The organism is Kribbella sp. NPDC043289 (assembly GCF_056436705.1).
This window is the reverse complement of record NZ_JBWKCB010000010.1, coordinates 169,403-188,470: the sequence shown is the minus strand read 5'-3', so window position 1 is coordinate 188,470 and position 19,068 is coordinate 169,403. Positions and strand designations below refer to the sequence as shown.

Genomic DNA, 19,068 nt, shown 5'->3' with positions numbered 1-19,068 from the left:
GCTCCCGAACTATCCACATCGTAGAATCCGCTGTCAAGGGTGAGTGGAGGGACGACGATGGCGAGACCGACGATCGCGGACATTGCGACCAGGGCCGGGGTGTCCAAGGGCGCGGTGTCCTTCGCGCTGAACGGACGGCCCGGGGTCAGCGATGCGACGCGGGAACGGATCCTGAAGATCGCGGAGCAGATGAGCTGGCGGCCGCACAGCGCCGCGCGGGCGCTCGGGGCGTCCCGGGTGGACTCGGTCGGCATGGTGATCGCGCGACCGGCCCGGACGCTCGGCGTCGAGCCGTTCTTCGCGCACCTGCTGTCCGGCGTCCAGTCGGGCCTGTCCGCGGAGTCGATCTCACTGCAGCTGCTGATCGTCGAGGACACCGCGGCGGAGATCGAGGTGTACCGGCGGTGGGCCTCGGAGCACCGGGTCGACGGGGTGATCCTGGTCGACCTGACCGTGAAGGACCCGCGCGTCGACGCGCTGAAGACGCTCGAGCTGCCGGCCGTGGTGATCGGCGGCCGCGGCGGCAAGGGCGCGCTCGCCTCCGTCTGGGCCGACGACCGCGACGCGATGCTGGCCATCGTGGAGTACCTCGCCGCGCTCGGCCACCGCCGCATCGCCCACGTCGCAGGTACGCCGAACTTCCAGCACACGCAGCGCCGGATCCGGGCCGTCCGCGACGCGGCACCGCGCCTCGGGCTGCTCGACGCCCCGTCCCTCACCACGGACTTCAGCGACGCCGAAGGGGCCGCGATCACCCGCAAGCTGCTCTCCCAGCCGGACCGCCCGACCGCGATCGTCTACGACAGCGACGTGATGGCGGTGGCCGGGCTCGGCGTCGCGATGGAGATGGGCGTCTCGGTCCCGGGCGACCTGTCGATCGTCGCGTTCGACGACTCGATCCTGACCCAGCTGATGCACCCGGCCCTGACGGCGCTGTCCCGGGACACCTTCGACTTCGGCCGCCAGGCCGCCGAGGTGCTGCTCGAAACCATCGCCGACCCGGCCCGGGTGATCAACCGCCGCACCACCGACCCGGTCCTGACGGTCCGCGAGTCGACCGCACCACCGACCCGGTCCTGACGGTCCGCGAGTCGACCGCACCACCGGCCTGATGTCCGCTGATGTTGCTCTTGTGGCCTAAACCGATTTAGCATCCCTGTCATGGCTCTGCAGACCGTCACGCCCCGGTTCGGTGCGAACTACGTTCCCTCGGCGGGATGGTTCTACAGCTGGCTGGACTACGACCCGACAGCGGTCCGCCGGGACTTCGCGGACCTGGCCGGGATGGGTCTCGACCACGTCCGGGTGTTCCCGGTCTGGCCGTGGATCCAGCCGAACCGGGCGATCATCCGCGAGCGGGCGATCGCCGACCTGCTGGACACGATCGACGCCGCCGCCGAGCACGGCCTCACCGTCGCGGTCGACCTGATCCAGGGGCACCTGTCCAGCTTCGACTTCCTGCCGTCGTGGATGCTGACCTGGCACAAGAGCAGCCTCTTCGAGGACCGGACGGTCCGCGACGGCCTCACGGCGTACGTCGACACCGTGGCTCGCGCCGTCGCGACGAAGCCGAACGTCTTCGCGATCACGCTCGGCAACGAGGTCAACAACCTGTGGCCGGACAGCCCGACCACCCCGGAGACGTCGACCGCGTGGGCGCAGGATCTGCTGGCCACGCTGAAGAAGGCGGCGCCGGGCGTGCTCGCGCTGCACTCGGTCTTCGACGACGCCTGGTACAAGTCCGACCACCCGTTCCATCCGGTTGACGCGGTGGACCTGGGGGACCTGAGCACTGTCCACTCGTGGGTTTTCAACGGGGTCTCACGAGTGGACGGTCCGCTCGGGCCGGCCACGCTCACACACGCGGACTACCTGGTCGAGCTCGCCCGGGCCACGTCGCTCGATCCGGACCGTCCCGTGTGGCTGCAGGAGATCGGCGTACCCGGGCCGGACATTCCGGTGGACCTGCAGGCCGAGTTCACCCGGCGGACCGTCGGGACCGTGCTGCCGAACCCGGCACTGTACGGCGTGACGTGGTGGTCGTCGCACGACATCGACCGGCGGCTGCTCGACTTCCCGGACCGCGAGTACGACCTCGGTCTGTTCACCGTCGACCACCAGCGCAAGCCGGCCGCGCAGGCGCTCGCCGATCTGATCGCCGAGGTCCGGGCGAACGGCGTACCGCGGCAGCCACCGGTGACGATGCTGACCGCTCCGGCGAACCTCCGCACCGAGCCGGACCGTCGCGCGGAAGTTGCCCCCGGCAGCGAATTCCACCTGCAGTGGGTCGAGGCCCGCGCGCACGGACCAGTGCGGATCGCCCTACCCTGACCAGCCGGTGAGGACCTGCCGCAGTTTCTGGTTGACGTCGGTGCCCGGGGCCGGGTCGTAGTTCCCGAGATGTACGGCGGTGTACCCGCGGTCCGGGTACCACTCGGCGCTCGTGCTGACCCCTGGTGCGCCACCCGTGTGTCCGGTGATCAGCGCACCGTTCAGGATCGAGCTGTCCACGCCGTACCCGAAGAAGTTGACGATCTCCGGCAGCCCGGGCTTCGCCGGCAGCGTGCCGAACGTGAACTTCGGCGTCACGAAGACGTCCCGGTAGGTCGTACTCAGCAGCGTGCCGTCGTTCAGCGCGCGGAGGAAACGCACCAGGTCGGGTGCGTTCGCGAACGCGTTGCCCGCCGGGCTGCCCATGAGGTCGAACGCGCCGGCGGCGAGGGCGTCGTACCGCTTGCCGGACTGATCGGTGGGGTACGGATGCGCGAAGCGGCTGTCGGTCTTCCACTGGTCGAGCATCGTGAAGTCGGCCGACGTCATACCGGCTCGGTGGAAGACGTTCGTGCGGATGTAGTCGTAGTACGAGACGCCGGCGATCTTCGCCACGATGCAGCCGAGGACGTGGAAGCCGGAGTTGCTGTACTTGCCGAGCGTGCCGGGCGCGAACGCGAGCGGCTCGGTGCGGATGTAGCGCAGCGTGCCGTCCATCATCTGCTGCGGCGTCGTCCAGGTGGCCGACTCCTCGAAGTACCCGTCGATCTGCATGTAGTCGCCGAGGCCGGAGGTGTGGGTGAGCAGGTGGTGGATCCTGACCTTGTCGCCGATCCCGGCCTTGAACCCGGTGAGGTACTTCTCGATCGGGTCGGCCAGGCTCAGCACGCCGCGCTGCGCGAGCTGGCCGATCGCGGTCCCGGTGAACATTTTCGTCACCGAGGCGAGGCAGAAGATCGTGTCCGCGCGGTTGCGGATGCGCTTGCTCTGGTTCGCGTACCCCATCGAGCGGGACAGCACCGGATGGCCGTCGCGGAGTACCAGGACGGTGCCGGAGAAGGCGTCGTCGGCCGCGAGCTTGTCGAGGTACTTCTCGAGCTCGCCGAGTTTCGTGCCGGTCGCAGCGGCGGGAAGGGTCCAACTGACGCCGGCGACCACCGGTGCGACCGCCAGACCGGACCGGCCGAGAAACGTGCGCCTGCTGTGGATTGCCAAGGGAGTGCTCCTCACGTGATCAATGACCAGTGAGATCCAACTCCGCAGGCTGTTTCCCTGGCGTTACCGCTGGGCGATGAGTACGTCGATCCCGTCCAGGATCCGTGCCAGCCCGAACTCGAGATCGTCGTCCAGCTCGTCCTCGTACTCCTGGTTGAGATAGAGCGAGGTCAGCGTCGGGTAATCGCCCTCCATCAGCCGCGGTACGAGGAACCGCCCGACCTGCTCGGCCTGCACCGGGGTGTTGTTACTCGCCCCCAACTGGCGGGCCAGGTTCGCGTAGTTCCGTGCGTGCCCGTCGAGCAGCATCAGGCAGCCCAAGTTGTCGTGCTGACTCATCCCGGTCTCGGCCAGCGCCGCGAGCATCACCTCGACCCAGCGCAGCAGGTTCGGCGTGACGGGCGCGCCACGGATCGGTACGTCGAGCAGCCAGGGCCGCTCGGCGTACATCTTGACCTGGGCGTTCACCCAAGCGGTCGCGGCCGGACGCCAGCCCGACGGCAGCTCGGGTGGCAGCCCGACCGCCTTGTCGTGCACCAGCACGATCAGCTCTTCCTTGGACCGGACGTAGCGGTACATCGCGTTCGTCGTGACGCCGAAGTGCCCGGCGATCCGCTGCAGCGAAATCGCCTCGAACCCGTCCCGGTCTCCGAACTCGATCCCGGCGGCGACGATCTGATCGACCGACAGCGCCGGCTTCGGTCCGCGGCGCTGCACCGGCAGCACACCCCACGACAGGGCGAGCCCCGGCGGCAGTTCCCCGCGGTCCTCGGTCATACGTCCCATCCTGACGTACGCCGACCGCGGTGCGGGCCGATCGCGCTGAAGAGGCGAGAAGAGGGGTGCTAGCACCACCTGGGAAACGGGTTCTGAGCACCGGGCGCCGAAACTGTGCAATCCCTACGCTTTTTCACATCAGAACTTCACATCAGAACTTCCCGAAAGGACCCCGCTGATGAACACGATCCTCGAACCCCTGTTGCTGCCCGACCAGGTCCAGCTCACCGACACCGACCGCCGCGCCGCGGTCGCCAAGCTCGACAGCGCCGTACGGCAGGCCGCGCTCACCCCGTCGCAGGCTCTCGACCGGCAGGAGCGGGTCTTGGCCGCTCGCACCCGTGGTGAGCTCCGGCAGATCCTGGCCGGTGTCGCCGACGCCGCGCCGCCGCGTGGGCTGACTGTAGCGCTGCGCGCCTTCACCGGCGTCTGGCTGGTGACTTGCGTCGTGCAGTTCGTGATCTGGGTGGCGCTGGCGATGTTCGGTCACTTCGACGGCCCGTGGTGGCTCTGGTCGGACCTCGGCCTCGGCGCGGTCGTCGCGATCCTCTGGTGGACCCACGAGTCCTACCACCGCAAGACCGACGTACTGGTCGCTTCGTGACCGCGCCTGTCCAGCTCACCGACGTCCGGAAGATCTACGGCACCGGCCCCGGCGCGGTGGACGCGCTGGCCGGTGTGACCTACGGGTTCGCCGCCGGCACGTTCACCGCGGTGATGGGGCCGTCCGGGTCGGGCAAGAGCACGCTGCTGCACTGCGCGGCCGGCCTCGACACACCGACCGCGGGCGACGTCCAACTCGCCGGTACGTCGTTGCGCGGCCTGGACGAGACCGCGCTGACCGAGTTGCGCCGGGAGCACGTGTCCTTCGTCTTCCAGTCGTTCAACCTGATGCCCGCGCTGACCGTGCGGCAGAACGTCGTCCTTCCCCTGACGCTGGCGGGAAAGGCGGCCGACGACAAGTGGGTGACCGAGGTGATCCGGCGGGTCGGACTCGGCGAGCGGATCAAGCACCGCCCGAGCGAACTGTCCGGTGGCCAGCAGCAACGGGTCGCGATCGCCCGGGCGCTGGCCGGACGGACCGCGATCACCTTCGCCGACGAGCCGACCGGCGCCTTGGACACGACCACCGCCCTCGAGGTGCTCACGCTGCTCCGCGATCAGTCGCGTGAGCTCGGGCAGACCATCGTGATGGTCACCCACGACCCGGTCGCGGCGTCGTACGCCGATCGGGTCGTGTTCCTGGTCGACGGGCAGATCGTGTCCGAGTCCCTCCGTCCCACCGCCGAGAACGTCGCCGCCGAGCTCGCACTGCTGAGCGCCGGGCGCCACACCACCCACCACACAGTCATGGAGATCTGACCCATGTTCCGCCTCGCCGTCACCACCCTGAGGTACCGGACCGCCGCCTTCATCGCGATCTTCGTCGCGGTCCTGCTCGGCGGGGCCCTCCTGAGCGCCGCCGGCGGTCTCCTCGAAACCGGCCTCCGCCTGAACGCTCCTCCACAACATCTCGCCGCCGCCCCGGTGGTCGTGACGGGCGACCCGGCCTACCACCCACCGAACGGCAACGGAGCCGCCGCCTTCCCGGAGCGCCACCGCGTCGACGCCGCTTTGGCGACCAAGCTGGCCGGCACACCGGGAGTACGCACCGCGGTTGCCTACCGAGCTTTCCCGGCTTCGGGAAGTGTCGGCACCGGATGGAGTTCCGCCGCGCTCACGCCGTACCGCTTGCTGTCCGGTCAGGCCCCGCGCAGCGGACAGGTCGTGATGGACGAGCGGCTGGCTGACGGCAAGGCCCCCGGTGAACAGGTCGACGTGACGGTCGGTGGTGAGCCCCGGCAGTACGTCCTCGCCGGAATCGCGGCTGCCCAGCACAAGGTCGACGTACCCACCGTGTTCTTCGCGGATGCCGACGTTCCTACAGGGGTGGATGCGATCGGCGTCTTTCCGGCGGACGGCACGTCGGCGCGTGATCTCGCCGAGCGGCTCGAACTGCCGCAGGGCGTGCAGGCCTACACCGGCGACGAGCGTGGTGTCGCGGAGTTCCAGGGGATCGCGACGAGCCTCCCGCTGATCATCATGTCCGGCGTCTTCGGTGGGATGGTGGCCGTGGTGATGGCACTCGTGGTGTCTGCCACGATCGGGCTGTCGGTCCGGCAGCGCCGCCGCGAACTCGCCCTGCTGCGTGCCAGCGGTGCGACCCCGCGCCAGGTCGGCAAGATGGTGATCGCCGAGACCATGGTGGTCGGCGTACTCGGCCTGGTCCTCGGACTCGCCGGCGGCCGGATCGCCGGCACCTGGATCTTCGGTCTGCTCGCGGACGGCGGTGTCGTCCCGCCGCAACTGCGCTTCGACCAGGGCCCGCTCCCCTTCGCCGGCGCCGCCCTCCTCACGTACGTCGTCCTCCGCGTCACCGTCGGTTTCGCCGCGAACCGGGCCGCGCGGATCCGCCCGATCCAGGCCCTCGCCGAAGCCGCCGTACCGGATGTCCGGCTGAGCAGGATCCGGGTCCTCATCGGCCTGGTCTTCGCCGGCGCCACGGTCGCGATCGCGCTCTCCACGCCGTTCATGGGTCCGACCAACGCTGCGGCGATCGGCGGGCCGGCCGGGCTGACCGGGTCCATCGCGGTCGCGATCCTCGCTCCGCTCGTCATCCAGCGCGCTCTGATTCCTCGCATCACCAGGCTCATCGAGAAGCGCGGGACGTCCGGCGTACTGGCCGTCATCAACCTGCGTGTCCGCGCGGTCCAGTTCGGCGCGATCCTGATCCCGATCACGATCGCCACGGCGATTGCGGTTGGCAACATCTACTCGCAGACCACGCAGCAGAAGGCGGCCAGCGACGCGATGACGAGCAACCTGGCCGGTGACGTCGTCGTCTCGAGCACCTCCGGCATCCCCGCGTCGCTGACCGCAGCGGTGAAGTCGGCGCCCGGTGTCAGCGCGGTGTCCGAGATCGTCCGTAGCAAGGGCTGGATCGAGGAACCGTACGACAAGTCCCACACCAGCGACGCCTGGCCGCTGCTCGGCCTGAACGGTCCTGTGTACAAAGACAAGGTGAAGAAGGGCTCACTCGACGACCTGACCGGTGACACCATCGCCCTCCCAACCGGTACGGCGAAGAAGCTCAAGGTCGACGTCGGCTCGCAGCTCGGGGTCCGTCTCGGCGACGACGCCCTGGTGAGGGTGAAGGTCGTCGCGCTGGTCGAGGGCCCGTCCGGGTACGAATCGCTCCTGCTGCCCGCTCCGCTCCTCGCGTCCCACACCTCGACCGGCCTGCCCAGCCAGCTCCTGGTGCAGACCTCGAACAACAAGCTCGACCTGTCCAGATGGCCGGAGGCAACGATCGGCGACCGGGCCGCGCTGGCCGACGGCCTCGACACCGGCCTCGGCGTCGACGCCTGGATCGCCTACCTGCTCGCGGCGATCGCCGTCGCCTACACCGCCATCGCCTCGATCAACACGATCGCCGTCGCGGTGCTGGACCGGCGCCGCGAGTTCGGCCTCCAACGCCTGACCGGCTCGACGCGGCGGGAGGTGTCGCGGATGCTGGCGCTCGAGGGATTGCTGATCGCGGCACTCGGCCTGGTCACCGGATTGATCACGGCGGCCTTCACCGTCCTGCCGATCGCGATGGCCACCCGCGGCTGGCCGCTTCCGTCGGGCCCGGTGTGGATCCTCGCCGCCTGGGTGCTCGTCGTCCTCCTGCTGGTGCTGCCGACCACCGCGATCACCGGCCGAATCGCCATGCGCCCGAAGCCGATGAACGCCCTCAACTCACCCGTCGGCTGATGGCGAGGTCCGCGGTGGCCCCCACGCCTCTTAGGTTGAGCGGATGTGGCGACAGGCTGGTTTCGCGGTCACCGCACTGATGCTGATTCTGTCGTCCGCTCTGCCCGGTCAGCGGGCGGCAGCCGCACCGGCCACCGCCGGCTGGGCGGAGGAGCGCATCGAGCAGATGTCCTCGGTGTACGAGATCGCACCGGACGGCGTCGTGCGGGTGACCGAGACGATCAAGCTGTTCAGCCCGCACGGACGCGGGCTGACGCGAACCTTCGAGTTGCGTGCACAGGATACGGACGATTGGAGCAAGGACCGGGTGGTCCGGGTGGACCAGCTGACCGTCGAGAGCCCGACCGGCGCCGGCACCACGATCAGCCGCAGAAAGTACGACCCGGGGCTGGCAGGTGACGACAACGACGTCGACACCCGGTACGAGCTTCTCGACATCACGCTGCCCGAGATCGCGCGGAACGGCCGCGAGACATACATCCTGCGCTACGAGCTCCGCGGAGCACTCCGGCGCGTCGAAGGCGGCCTCGAACTGTCCGTGACGGGGCCTTTTCAGGCGATCGCGGCCGGAGCTCTGACGGCGACTGTCCGCGCGCCCGCGGCCATCGGCTCGGCGACCTGCCGTTGGTACAACGAACCGTGCACGTCCGCTACGCTCCGCAACGGCGTCGCCCAGTTCAACGATCACGCGCCCGGCCACGAGTACCACACTGGGAGCCTCAACACCCTCGACTACACGATCGGTGTGCCGGCCGACGCGGTGCCCGGCGCCGGTCTGATCCTCGAGTCACCGCCGCTACCGAAGCTTCCCATCGCCGGAGGTGTGCTGCTGCTCGTCGCGCTGCTGATCTTCGTCCGGAAACGGCGGCGACGTCGTCACCCGTCGGCTGGTTCGATCCACGCGTAGCCGCCGTCTTCCAGGCGGACCACCTGGAGGCCGGCGGCGAGCCGTCGTACGTCGTCCGTCTCGATCACTCCGGCGGCCGGGCCGGCGATGTCGAGGACGATCGCGGCCGCGCCCTCCTGGATCGCGGCGGTCGCGACCAACTGGGTCTTGGCCGGCATCGGGCGGGCGTCCGGACTCCAGCGGGCCAGGCTCTCGGTGCCGGTGAACGCGAGCAGCGCGTTCCGGCCGTCCTGGCCCTGGAGCAGCGCGACGGCCATGTCCGAGGTCTTGTCGTGCGCGAGCCCGTTCTCGTCGTACTCGACCTCGCCGAGCATCGCCACCACGGGCACCAGCAGGCGCGCCCGGGTGAGCGCGGCCCGCACCGCTCCCCCGTCGCCCGCCGCGAGCGCCGCGGCCAGCGCGGGATCCGCCGCACCGTCGTCGTTGTCGAATCCGGTGAAGGCCAGTCGCCGCTCTGGTGGTTGCACGCCGCCATTCTCCCCGGAGCACGCTTTCAGGGGTGCGTCAGGGCCTTTCCCCTCTTGGTTCGCGGCGCAACTGTGCGAGCCTGGGTATGTGCCTGACTTCAACGATTTGACGCTGCTGCCGTTCTGCGTGGGCCTGACGCTGCTCGGTCTGATCGGCTCGTGGTTCGCCTGGCGGCGCCGCGGGGTGGCGGCCGGCACCCGCGGTGTGGCCTGGTCCTTGCTACCGGTCTCGCTGTACCTGACCGGTCTGCTGGAACTGGTCTGGGACGTGATCCGCTCCACCGTGAGCTGGGTCACCCACCTGATCTTCTCGCCGACCGTCTGGGCCGGTGTCGCGCTGTTCGGCGTCTCGGTGGTGCTGTACGTCGTCTCCGGTGTGGCGCGCGGCCGCTCGGGGAACCAGAAGAAGGCCGAAAAGACACAGAAGAAACCCGCCTCGCCCGCGGGTGAGCTGACGAAGACGGGCCCAGCGCCTGCCTCGGCCGCTCCCGCTCAAGCTGCCAAGCCGTCAAAGGGGAAGGCGAAGCAGCAGGAATCGTCGGAGTTCGACGAGATCGAGGACATCCTGAAGCGCCATGGAATCAACTGAAACAGCCGCTGACCACGGCTCCACACCCCTGACCTTTGACTCCCTTCTGGACAACGTCCAGGCCGGTGCCCCCCAATTGGGCCGGACCCGGTTGATCGGCATCGACGGACCGGCAGGCTCCGGCAAGACCACCGTCGCCGCCCACCTCGAGGCCCGCGCCAAGGCCCGCGACCTGCACACCTACGTCATCCACATGGACGACCTGTACGACGGCTGGACCGGAGCCGAGCGTGGATTCGGTCTGCTGCGTGACCACGTCCTGCAACGACTGGCCGACGGTCGCGAGGGCCGGTACCGGCGCTACGACTGGTACGCGAGCGCGTACGCCGAGCTGCACGTCGTACCGAACACCGTCGACCTGCTGATCGTCGAGGGTGTCACGGCGTGCGACCGGGACGCGGCGCACTGGCAGTCGCTGCGGCTGTGGGTCGAGACGTCGAACGAAGTACGGCTGGATCGCGGGATCGACCGCGACGGTGAGGCGCTCCGTGATCACTGGCTCGAGTGGATGCGCTGGGAACGCGACCACTTCGCCGAGCAGGCCACCCGCTCGCGGGCGCACGTGATCGTCGACGGCAACCCGTCGGTCCCGCACGACCCGACCCTCGAGCTCGTCACGAAGACGGTCGCGCTACCGCCTCACGACTCAGCGGCGTCCTGACGCCCGTCCCAGGACCAGCGCGGGATCGTCAGGCCGTCGCGGATCTCCTCCAAGTTGTGGCGGTACATGGTGTCGAAGGTGGCCCAGGCGAAGTAGTCGTGGAGGACCTGTCGTAGCCGCGGGTCGGTGAGATCCGCATCCGTCATCGCCTGGTCGAAGCAGGCGATCGCGCGGTGGTTCATCTCGTCGTGCTCACCGTTGCCCGCGTGCCGCCGTTCCACCGACGCCTCGGTGCCGAACTTCTGGGTGTACGTCTCCGGTCCACCCAGAGCCTCACCCCAGTACGTCGCCAGCCGCTCGGTGTGATCCGGCTCGGCCCCACCGTGGAACGCGTGGCTGACGACCTCGTCGGCCATCACCCGCTGGTGCCACGCTTCGGCCAGCCGCATCAGGCCTTCCGCCCCACCCGCCGCTTCGTAAACGGTCTCCATGGGCTCAGTCTGCTCCATCGCGGTGAGCCGGTCACGTGCCTGCACACGTTCGGGCTCGGAGCCCGCGAGGGCGAGCGCCCGCTCGTACGCCGCAGTTGCCTCGGGCAATCGACCGAGCCGCTGCAGCAGATCGGCGCGGGCCAGCGCGTACGGGTGATAGTCGCGCAGCACCGGCTCGGTCCCGAGCTCGTCGAGGACCGCGAGGCCGGCTTCGGGCCCGTCGCGGAAGGCGAGCGCGGCGGCCCGGTTCAGGGCGATCACCGGTGACGGATCGAGCGCCAGGAGTACGTCGTACAACTGGACGATCTGCGGCCAGTCGGTCCGCGCGAACTCAGGCGCCTCGTCGTGCAGCGCGGCGATCGCGGCCTGGACGGAGTACGGGCCGGCCGGACCACCGGTCAGCGCGGTGACGACGAGGCGGCGGCCCTCGTCGATCAAGTCCTGGTCCCAGCGACTGCGGTCTTGGTCCTCGAGCAGGATGATCTCGCCGTCCGGTCCGGTCCGAGCGTCCCGGCGGGCGTGGATCAGCAGCATCAGCGCGAGCAGGCCGGTCACCTCCCGCCCGTCGGGCAGCAGCCGGTGCACGATCCGGGCCAGCCGGATCGCCTCCTCGGCGAGATCCAGACGTTGCAGGTACGGCCCCGAGCTGGCGGCGTACCCCTCGGTGAAGACGGAGTAGATCACCTGCAGTACGCCGGGCAGTCGCTCCGGCAACTCGTCCGGGCCGGGTACGCGGAACGGGATCCGCGCCTCCCGGATCTTCTTCTTCGCCCGGACGATCCGCCTCGCCATCGTCGCCGTCGGCACCAGGAACGCCCGCGCCACCTCCGGCGTGGTCAGCCCGGCCAGGCAGCGCAGCGTCAGTGCGCCGCGGTCCTCAGGCGCGAGCGCCGGGTGCGCGCAGGTGAAGAAGAGCTGCAGCCGCTCGTCCGGCAGGTCGTCCCCGACCGGTTGCGGGGCGGCGCGGTCCGCCTCGACCTGGAGGATCGCCAGTTTCGCGGCGTACACCTGGTCGCGCCGCAACCGGTCGACCGCCTTCCGCCGGGCGGTGGTCATCAACCAGCCGCCGGGGTTCGCCGGAACGCCGTCGACCGGCCAGCGGGTCAGCGCCGTCTCGATCGCCTCCGAGGTGACTTCCTCGGCCAGGTCGAGATCGCCGAACCGCCGGGCGAGCGCGGCCAGCAGGCGCCCGCGCTCCTCCCGGAAGACCTCCTCGACCTGGTCCACCTCAGAAGTCCGCGACCGGCCGGACGATCACCGAGCCGCCGCCGCGCGACCCCGGGCACTTCGCGGCCCAGTCCAGCGCGACGTCGAGATCCGGTACGTCGATCACGTAGAACCCGCCGAGCACCTCCCGGGTCTCGGCGAACGGACCGTCGGTGACCGTGCGCTTCCCGTCGTTGGCGACCTCGACCCGGGTCGCGGTGACCAGGTCGGCCAGCGACTCGGACGCGACCACCACGCCCGCGTCGGTGATCTCCTTGTCGAACCGCATCCAGTCCTCCGGCTCGCAGCCCACCGGTGCGTTCTGCAGGTCCAGCTCGCCGGCGTTGATCAGCAGCATGTACTTCACGTCGTACCTCCTGTGTGCGTGTTTACAGCATGACCACGAACGGGTTCGCCCCCGATGGACAGTTCGTCCGGACAAATTTGTCAGGATGGAGTCATGAGCGTCTTGCCTTCGGGAGAGCAGTGGGTCGTGCGCGCCGGTGGGTACGCGGCGACCGTGGTGAGTGTCGGGGCCGGGCTGCGCGGTCTCACGTACGACGGCCGCCCGGTCCTGCTCGGGTACGGCGAGGACGAGGCGGCGCATGCCGGGATCGGTCAGCACCTGTTCCCGTGGCCGAACCGGATCACCGACGGGCAGTACACGTTCGAGGGTGTCGCGCAGCAGCTGTCCCTGACCGAGCCCACGCGGCGGAACGCGATCCACGGGCTGACCCGGTGGGCGAACTGGCAGCGGCTCGATGACGGTTCCGATCCCGCGGTCGTGGTCGCCGGTCATCAGCTGTACGGCCGGCCCGGGTACCCGCATCAGCTCGAGCTGCGCCTCGAGTACCGCCTGACCGATCAACTGACGGTGACCGCCACGGCCACCAACGTGGGCGCGAGCGCGGCGCCGTACGGCTATGGGGCCCATCCCTATCTGTCCGTCGGGCGGGCGATCGACGGGTGCGTGCTGGAATTCACCGCGGACCAGCGGCTCGAGGTGTCGGCGGAGCAGATGTCGCCCGTCGGGCTGACGCCGGTCGACGGCTCGCCGTACGACTTCCGCGGCGGCCGGGCGATCGGGTCGATCTCGATCGACAACGCGTTCACCGGCCTGGACGGCGCGTGGTCGGTGTCGCTGACCGACCCGGACAGCGGTGCCCGCTCGGTGCTGAGCAGCGACACCTCGTGGATGCAGTTGTTCACCGGTGAAGCAGTCGGCCGGACCGCGCTCGCGGTCGAACCGATGACCTGCCCGCCGGACGCGTTCCGCACCGGCCAGGACCTGATCGTCCTGCAACCGGGCGAATCGCACACAACTAGCTTTGCGGTGTCTGCTTCTTAGGAGAGGGTCGGCTTCTTAGGACCGGCTCCGTGGTCGCGGGCGACGGCCGCCAGTTGTTTGGCGGCGCGGCTCGCCCGCGATCCCTCGGAGGCCTGGATCGCGAGGATGCCGAGCCGGTTCTCGTCGGCGTCGAACAGCTGCAGCCACGCGTCTCCCGGCCGGAACCGCAGCGCGGTCACCTCCGACCACTTCAGCGTGTACGACTTGAACACGTTCCGCACGCGCAGACGGTCCGGGTACGCCGTGACGCGCAGCGTCGCCATCCGGTACAGGATCCACAGCACTGCCCCGAAGAAGGCCAGCAGCGTGAGCCGCTGGAACCAGTCGAACGTCTCCCGGGCGTCCGGCGGCAGCCGGAACCAGATCACGCCGAACACCGCGATCAGCGACAACCCCATGCCTGCCGACATCGCGGCCACCATTCTCGGGTGGAAGGTCAGCAGGCGATCGTCGGCAGCCACGTCGTACTCCGGGTCAGATTCGGCAGGCGTGGATGTCGGTGGTGAGAATGGCACGGGCACCGACCTCCCAGAGCTGGTCCATCAGACGCTGCGCCTCGGCGCGCCGGACCATCACCCGGACGGCGACCCAGCCCTGCCGGTGCAGCGGGGAGATGGTCGGCGATTCCAGGCCGGGCGCCACCGCGGTGGCCGCGTCGACATCCTCGGCACGGATGTCGTAGTCCATCATCACGTAGTTCCGGGCGATCAGCACACCCTCGAGCCGGCGGATCAGCTGGTGCATGCCGTTCGGCGTGATCTCCACGCCGTGCCGCTTGATCAGCACCGCCTCGGACTGCAGGATTGGCTCCCCGAACACCTCGAGCCCGGCCTGCCGCAGCGTCGTACCGGTCTCCACGACGTCCGCGATCACGTCGGCGACGCCGAGCTGGACGGCCGACTCGACCGCGCCGTCGAGCCGCACCACGGCGGCGGCGATCCCGTTCTCCGCCAGGTGGTCCTGCAGAACCCCGGCGTACGACGTGGCGATCCGCTTGCCGGCCAGGTCCTTCACGGAGTCCGCGACCCCGGGCCGCCCGGCGAACCGGAACGTGGAGGAGCCGAATCCGAGTCCCATCACGACGTCCGCGTCGGCGTGCGAGTCGAGCACCAGGTCGCGGCCGGAGATCCCGACGTCGAGCGTTCCCTCACCGACGTACACGGCGATGTCGCGCGGGCGGAGGTAGTAGAACTCGACCTCGTTGGCCGCGTCGGTGAGCGTGAGGTCCTTGGTCGACCGGCGCTGTTTGTAGCCGGCCTCGATGAGCATCTCGGTGGCCGCTTCGCTCAGCGACCCCTTGTTCGGTACTGCGACGCGCAGCATGGCACTGCCTTCCTCGGGTGATGTGAACCGGTGCTGTGGGGGCTGCTCCTACAGATGTCGGTACACGTCGTCGAGGTCCAGGCCGAGCGCGTGCATCATCACCTGGGCGTGGTAGAGCAGCTGTGACAGCTCCTCCGCGGCCCGGTCCTTGCCCTCGTGCTCGGCTGCCATCCAGGACTCGGCGGCTTCCTCGACCAGCTTCTTGCCGATCGAGTGCACGCCGGCGTCCAGCGCCGTCACGGTCCCGGATCCTTCCGGCCGTGTGCGCGCCTTCTCACCCAGTTCGGCGAACAGTTCGTCAAAGGTCTTCATCGCGCGCCCAGCCTACGGGTCGGCCCCGAACCCCTGCCCCGCAGGTCCGGTAGACGGACCGGATCCGTGCGTTACTGGATCCATGGAGGGACCTACGCAGATCTCTGTGATGCTCGCGGTCGAGGACGCGCCGGCCGCCGCGGCCTGGTACGCCCGGGCGCTCGGCGCCGTCGAACTGTGGAACCTGGGCAGTGTCATCGGTCTGAGCATCGGCGGCGCCCCGATCTTCCTCGGCGAGCCCGGGGAGAACATCTGGAAGACGCCGGCGGTGACCGGCGCCCCGACGGTGCGGATCGAGGTGTTCGTCGACGACCCGGACGGCTTCGTCGCGCGCGCGGTCGAGGCCGGGGCAGATGGGAGCTTCGACCCGGTCCGCGATCACGCCGTGCCGTGGGGCACGCATCGGCAGGGCTCGTTCCTGGATCCGTACGGACATCTGTGGTTCGTCGGGGACCGCTCGCCGTTAGGTCCCGGCGAGCGCGGCTGAGCGGGTGCGGGGTGGCGAGTGCGCGTCGACGTACCAGTCGTGGCCTTCTTGCAGTAGTTGCTTGACCATTCGGTAGTCGACGGTGTGGTTCTCGGTGCGCTGGTGGAACGGCGGTGGGTAGAACGCGTCGCCGACGAGTGCGACTCCGTCGGCGATCGCGATCACCGAATCCGGGGCGTGGTTGCCGCCGACATGCCGGAGTACGACGCCGGTCGGGAGGGTGAGCGTGTCGTCGAAGGTCTGGTCGGGGAGGACGATCCGGAAGCCGGTCCAGTCGGGGACGGCCAGGGCCCGGGCGCGGAAGCTCGGGCCGAGTTTCGGGTTCGCCTCGACCTGGTCGCGGAGGTAGCGATGGCTCCAGGGCCGGTCCGCCTCGTGCTGCAGGAGTTCGGTGGCGCTCGTGTGCGCGACCACGGTGACGTCGTCGGGCCAGGCGCAGGCGCCCCAGGTGTGGTCCCAGTGGTGATGCGTGTACACGAGCCACTTCGGCGCGGGCAGTCCGGCGGCCGCGATCGCCGTACCGATTCTCCGGGCGTGGTCGGGGCTGTTGCCGGCGTCGACGAGGACACTGCCGCGGTCGTCGGCGATCACCGCGACGGACGGGCGGATCGCGTCCGGGTCCGGGTCGTGCGGGAAGAGCCAGACCCGGCCGGTCAGGTGCTGCAGCATGTGGCCGACGATAGCGACATGCAGATACCCCGGAGAGTCCGCGAGCTCGGCATCACCGTCGGGACCTTGCCCACCGGCCCGCTCAACGCGATCACCGACGTCGCCGGGGTCCGGGTCGGCCAGACCACCATCACCGGCGACGGGCTGAACACCGGAGTGACGGCGATCGTCCCCGACGGGTACGCCGAGACGCTGCCGGCGGCTGTTGCGGTCGGCAACGGGTACGGGAAGCTGATCGGGACCACGCAGGTCGAGGAACTCGGGGTGATCGAGACGCCGATCCTGCTCACCGGCACGCTCAGCACGTTCCGGGTCGCCGACGCGCTGCTCAGCTGGCTGCTGGACCGCGATCCCCGGGCGACCAGCCTGAACCCGGTCGTCGGCGAAACCAACGACGGCCACCTCTCCGACATCCGCCGCCGCCCGATCACCCCGTCCCACGTTCACCAGGCGCTGGACACCGCCTCCCCGGATCTCCCCGCCGAAGGCTGCGCCGGCGCCGGAACCGGCACCACGGCCCTCGGCTACAAGGCCGGCATCGGCACCGCCTCCCGCACCCTGCCCAGCGGAGCTGTGGGCGCGTTGGTGCAGGCGAACTTCTCGGGAATGCTGACTGTCCTCGGCCGCGAGGTCCCCGCAGCGCCGATCGACGCGGACGGGAACTCCTGCATGATCGTGGTCGCCACCGATCTCCCGCTCGACGCGCGGCAACTCGGTCGCCTCGCCCGGCGCGCGATCTTCGCGATGGGTCGCGTCGGCTCCGACTTCGCCCCGGGGAGCGGCGACTACGCGATCGCCTTCACCACCGCCCAGGCCCCTGGTTTTCAGGACCGCGACCTCCGCGGACCGTTCCAAGCCGTCACCGAATCCGTCGAGGAAGCTCTCCTCAACTCACTCACCATGGCCCAGACCACCACTGGCTTCCGGGGCCGCACCGCCCACGCGGTCCCGCACGAGGTGATCCGCAACCTGACATAGGTTCACCCGATGGAGCATCGTTCCCGCGCCTGGATCACTCGCCGTCTCCGCTCCCTGGCGACCCTCGAACTCCTCAACATCCCGCTGCAGTACGTCGTGTGGTTCCGCATCGTCGACCTCCCCGGAACCGTCCCGAACCTGGTCGGCTTCGCCCTGTTCGCACTGCTCCTGGCCCAAGGCGCGACGTACTGGTCGGCGAAGCTCCGTCAGCTCCCGGGGGAACCACTCCCCGGCGCCCGCTGGTTCTCGCTCGCCCGTCGGTGGAACGTGCTGGTGCTCGCGGCCGGCTTACTCTTCGTTCTGGCGGCAGTGGTGCGAGACCCGGGCGCGACCACCGTGGTCGGGCTCGTGTTCGCCGTCGTCGCCGTGCTCGAGTACGTGAACTACTTCCACACCCAGCTCATGTACGACACGCCCGCCGACCTGCGCCAGCTGTTCAGCCGCGGTCTCCGACGCTCACACCTGGCGCGGGACCTCGCACGAACTGCTGCTTCGCAGTAGCGGTCAGCTGACTCCCGACAACCAGCGTCCCGAAGGCGACCACCGCCGCCACCGTCCGGATCGCGTGCGCCACCTGCCACCGATCGCGGACGTCGGCCCAGTCCGCCGGCGGGTGCTGCACCGACCACGACGCCTGATCCGCGTTGATCGGCAGGTTGATCGCCAACGTCAGCACGAAGACCAGAACCAGCAGAGCGAGAGCCACCAGCACGAACCGGCGACCGTTGCCACGTCCCCAGATCGCGAGCGCGACCGTCGTGACGATCGCCGGGATCAGCGTCACCGAAGCGAGCTTGTCCAACGAGTCCAGCTCGACCAGCCGCACCTGCGTGTAGACCGAAGCGCCGAACGATCTCAACGACAGCTCGAGCACCATCACGCACACCAGGAACCCCGCGAACAGCCCGCTGAAGAGCAAGCTCGCACTACGTACGATGCGCGCCATCAGTAGCCCACACCGACCGGCTGCCCGATCGTCGCGGCATCGTCGAGTACGGCGAGCATCGCGTGCGCGGCATCCGCCCGCGAGATCGAGTAGCTCCGCGTCACAGTGCCGCCGACAACTGTCCGGTACTTACCGGACAACTGCCCGTTCGTGAGCTTCGGCGGCCGGACAAGTGTCCACTCCGTCGCGCTCGCCTGGATCTCCGCCTCCATCACCCGAAGGTCGGCGTACACGTCGGCCGCAAACGCGTTGATCGCCGGGTAGACGATCCGCCGGTTGAAGAAGCTCTCGTCCGCTGGGATCGGCCCGAGTGGCGCCGCGCTGACCGCGACGAAGCGCCGTACCCCGGCCGTCTGCATCGCGGCGAGGATCGACTTCGTACTGCGGGACGCGACCGGACCGTCCTTGCGACCGCGCGGGCCCACGCCCGAGATCACCGCCGCACTCCCGTCGACCGCCTCGCGCAGTGGCTCGGCCGCGTCCAGACCAGGCACGCGAACCACCTCCAGCGACGGGTGCTCCACCTCGAACACCGACGACTTCCGCACCACCGCGGTCACCTTGTGACCCGCATCGAGTGCCTGCCGTACGACGTGGCCGCCGATCCCGCCCGTCGCACCGAACACCGTGATCCACATCCCGAACGCCTCCTTGCGCTACCGTGAATCTGATCTGCAACTCATATA

23 protein-coding genes are annotated in these 19,068 nt (G+C 69.5%); 12 read left to right on the top strand and 11 right to left on the bottom strand.

Going from position 1 to position 19,068, the window contains the following annotated elements; translation table 11 throughout:
- The first annotated feature begins 57 nt into the window (after window positions 1-57).
- Both AC0662_RS38350 and AC0662_RS38345 read left to right on the top strand, forming a co-directional pair.
- Window positions 58-1,080 (top strand): LacI family DNA-binding transcriptional regulator, encoded by a 1,023-nt coding sequence (locus tag AC0662_RS38350; protein WP_478306829.1) that lies wholly within the window; start codon window positions 58-60, stop codon window positions 1,078-1,080.
- A gap of 81 nt (window positions 1,081-1,161) precedes the next feature.
- Entirely contained in the window at window positions 1,162-2,331 is a 1,170-nt protein-coding gene (locus AC0662_RS38345) for a glycoside hydrolase 5 family protein (protein ID WP_452200161.1), read from the top strand.
- On the opposite strand, the gene AC0662_RS38340 is transcribed toward AC0662_RS38345, so the two are convergent.
- Window positions 2,323-3,486 carry a serine hydrolase domain-containing protein gene (locus AC0662_RS38340; RefSeq protein ID WP_478306827.1) on the bottom strand — a complete coding sequence of 388 codons (1,164 nt, stop codon included), beginning with the start codon at window positions 3,484-3,486 and terminating at the stop codon, window positions 2,323-2,325. The genes AC0662_RS38345 and AC0662_RS38340 overlap by 9 nt on opposite strands.
- 63 nt (window positions 3,487-3,549) lie before the next feature.
- Window positions 3,550-4,263 (bottom strand): TetR/AcrR family transcriptional regulator, encoded by a 714-nt coding sequence (locus AC0662_RS38335; RefSeq protein WP_452200157.1) that lies wholly within the window; start codon window positions 4,261-4,263, stop codon window positions 3,550-3,552.
- Between the two features lie 178 nt (window positions 4,264-4,441).
- Here AC0662_RS38335 and AC0662_RS38330 point away from each other — a divergent pair, with 178 nt between their 5' ends.
- From AC0662_RS38330 to AC0662_RS38315, 4 genes are read left to right on the top strand one after another with little or no spacing between them, the layout of a single operon-like run.
- Window positions 4,442-4,867, top strand: a complete 426-nt coding sequence (locus AC0662_RS38330; RefSeq protein WP_452200156.1) for a DUF1707 SHOCT-like domain-containing protein — start codon at window positions 4,442-4,444, stop codon at window positions 4,865-4,867.
- Window positions 4,864-5,625 (top strand): ABC transporter ATP-binding protein, encoded by a 762-nt coding sequence (locus tag AC0662_RS38325; RefSeq protein WP_478306825.1) that lies wholly within the window; start codon window positions 4,864-4,866, stop codon window positions 5,623-5,625. Before AC0662_RS38330 ends, AC0662_RS38325 begins: the two co-directional genes overlap by 4 nt.
- A gap of 3 nt (window positions 5,626-5,628) precedes the next feature.
- On the top strand, window positions 5,629-8,058 hold the full coding sequence (locus AC0662_RS38320) for an ABC transporter permease (RefSeq protein ID WP_478306823.1): 2,430 nt from the start codon (window positions 5,629-5,631) through the stop codon (window positions 8,056-8,058).
- Window positions 8,059-8,101: 43 nt separating this feature from the next.
- Complete coding sequence (locus AC0662_RS38315) at window positions 8,102-8,965, top strand: DUF2207 domain-containing protein (RefSeq protein ID WP_478306821.1); 864 nt, start codon at window positions 8,102-8,104, stop codon at window positions 8,963-8,965.
- Here AC0662_RS38315 and AC0662_RS38310 read toward each other — a convergent pair.
- Entirely contained in the window at window positions 8,935-9,432 is a 498-nt protein-coding gene (locus AC0662_RS38310) for an SseB family protein (RefSeq protein ID WP_478306819.1), read from the bottom strand. The genes AC0662_RS38315 and AC0662_RS38310 overlap by 31 nt on opposite strands.
- Before the next feature lie 88 nt (window positions 9,433-9,520).
- On the opposite strand from AC0662_RS38310, the gene AC0662_RS38305 reads away from it, so the two are divergent.
- Complete coding sequence (locus AC0662_RS38305; protein ID WP_452200145.1) at window positions 9,521-10,021, top strand: hypothetical protein; 501 nt, start codon at window positions 9,521-9,523, stop codon at window positions 10,019-10,021.
- The gene (locus AC0662_RS38300) at window positions 10,008-10,682 is read left to right on the top strand and encodes a uridine kinase family protein (protein WP_452200144.1); all 675 of its coding nucleotides are present in this window, start codon (window positions 10,008-10,010) and stop codon (window positions 10,680-10,682) included. Before AC0662_RS38305 ends, AC0662_RS38300 begins: the two co-directional genes overlap by 14 nt.
- Here AC0662_RS38300 and AC0662_RS38295 read toward each other — a convergent pair.
- Window positions 10,661-12,340, bottom strand: a complete 1,680-nt coding sequence (locus tag AC0662_RS38295; protein WP_478306817.1) for a DUF6596 domain-containing protein — start codon at window positions 12,338-12,340, stop codon at window positions 10,661-10,663. The two genes, AC0662_RS38300 and AC0662_RS38295, sit on opposite strands and share 22 nt — an antisense overlap.
- Window position 12,341: 1 nt before the next feature.
- The gene (locus tag AC0662_RS38290) at window positions 12,342-12,677 is read right to left on the bottom strand and encodes a YciI family protein (RefSeq protein ID WP_452200239.1); all 336 of its coding nucleotides are present in this window, start codon (window positions 12,675-12,677) and stop codon (window positions 12,342-12,344) included.
- Window positions 12,678-12,779: 102 nt separating this feature from the next.
- On the opposite strand from AC0662_RS38290, the gene AC0662_RS38285 reads away from it, so the two are divergent.
- Window positions 12,780-13,667, top strand: coding sequence for an aldose 1-epimerase family protein (locus AC0662_RS38285; protein WP_478306815.1), 888 nt, complete (start codon window positions 12,780-12,782; stop codon window positions 13,665-13,667).
- Here AC0662_RS38285 and AC0662_RS38280 read toward each other — a convergent pair.
- From AC0662_RS38280 to AC0662_RS38270, 3 genes are read right to left on the bottom strand one after another with little or no spacing between them, the layout of a single operon-like run.
- Window positions 13,664-14,128 carry a PH domain-containing protein gene (locus AC0662_RS38280; RefSeq protein ID WP_452200139.1) on the bottom strand — a complete coding sequence of 155 codons (465 nt, stop codon included), beginning with the start codon at window positions 14,126-14,128 and terminating at the stop codon, window positions 13,664-13,666. The genes AC0662_RS38285 and AC0662_RS38280 overlap by 4 nt on opposite strands.
- Window positions 14,129-14,141: 13 nt before the next feature.
- On the bottom strand, window positions 14,142-14,990 hold the full coding sequence (gene hisG, locus AC0662_RS38275; RefSeq protein WP_452200137.1) for an ATP phosphoribosyltransferase: 849 nt from the start codon (window positions 14,988-14,990) through the stop codon (window positions 14,142-14,144).
- A gap of 48 nt (window positions 14,991-15,038) precedes the next feature.
- Window positions 15,039-15,302 (bottom strand): phosphoribosyl-ATP diphosphatase, encoded by a 264-nt coding sequence (locus AC0662_RS38270; RefSeq protein WP_478306813.1) that lies wholly within the window; start codon window positions 15,300-15,302, stop codon window positions 15,039-15,041.
- An 82-nt stretch (window positions 15,303-15,384) separates the two neighbouring features.
- Here AC0662_RS38270 and AC0662_RS38265 point away from each other — a divergent pair, with 82 nt between their 5' ends.
- Window positions 15,385-15,789 carry a VOC family protein gene (locus AC0662_RS38265; RefSeq protein ID WP_478306811.1) on the top strand — a complete coding sequence of 135 codons (405 nt, stop codon included), beginning with the start codon at window positions 15,385-15,387 and terminating at the stop codon, window positions 15,787-15,789.
- On the opposite strand, the gene AC0662_RS38260 is transcribed toward AC0662_RS38265, so the two are convergent.
- Entirely contained in the window at window positions 15,766-16,458 is a 693-nt protein-coding gene (locus AC0662_RS38260; RefSeq protein WP_478306809.1) for an MBL fold metallo-hydrolase, read from the bottom strand. The genes AC0662_RS38265 and AC0662_RS38260 overlap by 24 nt on opposite strands.
- A gap of 18 nt (window positions 16,459-16,476) precedes the next feature.
- On the opposite strand from AC0662_RS38260, the gene AC0662_RS38255 reads away from it, so the two are divergent.
- Window positions 16,477-17,436: a P1 family peptidase gene (locus AC0662_RS38255; protein ID WP_452200129.1), complete on the top strand. Its 960-nt coding sequence runs from the start codon at window positions 16,477-16,479 to the stop codon at window positions 17,434-17,436.
- A 9-nt stretch (window positions 17,437-17,445) separates the two neighbouring features.
- On the top strand, window positions 17,446-17,937 hold the full coding sequence (locus tag AC0662_RS38250) for a hypothetical protein (RefSeq protein ID WP_452200127.1): 492 nt from the start codon (window positions 17,446-17,448) through the stop codon (window positions 17,935-17,937).
- Here AC0662_RS38250 and AC0662_RS38245 read toward each other — a convergent pair.
- A complete protein-coding gene (locus AC0662_RS38245) occupies window positions 17,873-18,382 on the bottom strand; it encodes an anthrone oxygenase family protein (protein WP_452200125.1) in 510 nt (169 codons plus the stop codon). The genes AC0662_RS38250 and AC0662_RS38245 overlap by 65 nt on opposite strands.
- Window positions 18,382-19,020, bottom strand: coding sequence for an NAD(P)-dependent oxidoreductase (locus AC0662_RS38240; RefSeq protein ID WP_452200123.1), 639 nt, complete (start codon window positions 19,018-19,020; stop codon window positions 18,382-18,384). The genes AC0662_RS38245 and AC0662_RS38240 overlap by 1 nt, the downstream gene beginning before the upstream one ends.
- Between the last annotated feature and the right edge of the window lie 48 nt (window positions 19,021-19,068).